The following is a 516-nucleotide window of genomic DNA, read 5'->3' as shown; positions in this document are numbered from 1 at the left end:
TGGTCTTATTATATTGTATGTGTAGCTTGTACTCTATGTTGGATGTTGGTTTGGATTGTTAGAGTAAGGAGTATTTGACTTTGTTTAGTTGTGTTTGTTTTTTTTTTTAAGGTCAGTTTGATGCAGGAATGATTCGGTCACTCGAAGCGCTTGTCGATTGAAGAGGCTAGGTTATAATGAAAGCATCACAATAATGAAAAGGATTTGGCAGGATGAAAAAGCACTTACTGGCCTGGCTATGGCCGGCCTTATGGATGATTCTTATCTTTAGTTTATCGCATCAGCCAGCCGGAGTATCCGGCGGCATCAGTTCGGAAATCGTTCGATGGGTGTTCGAAGGCGTCGCTTCGTTCACTCCTTTGGAATTTGAAACACTTCATACCTTATTTCGGAAAAGCGCCCATTTCTTCGCATATCTTGTGCTGGGCTTGCTTATCGTTCGGGCGTTCAGAAAAACTGGCGCGAGCTTGAAGCGTGCTGTTTTTTGGGCATTCGGCATTAGCGCGGTATATGCGA

The 516-nt window shown here is 43.6% G+C and carries 1 protein-coding gene; it reads left to right on the top strand.

The genetic code is table 11. The annotated features are described in order from the left end of the window. Nucleotides 1-212: 212 nt before the first annotated feature. Nucleotides 213-516: VanZ family protein (locus BHE18_RS20085; protein WP_171910762.1), on the top strand; the 304-nt coding region annotated here is incomplete at its 3' end.

Source organism: Rossellomorea aquimaris, from assembly GCF_001877785.1.
Taxonomy (GTDB): Bacteria; Bacillota; Bacilli; order Bacillales; family Bacillaceae_B; genus Rossellomorea; species Rossellomorea aquimaris_A.
The sequence above is the reverse complement of the archived record's forward strand: the minus strand, read 5'-3'. Positions and strand labels throughout refer to the sequence as shown.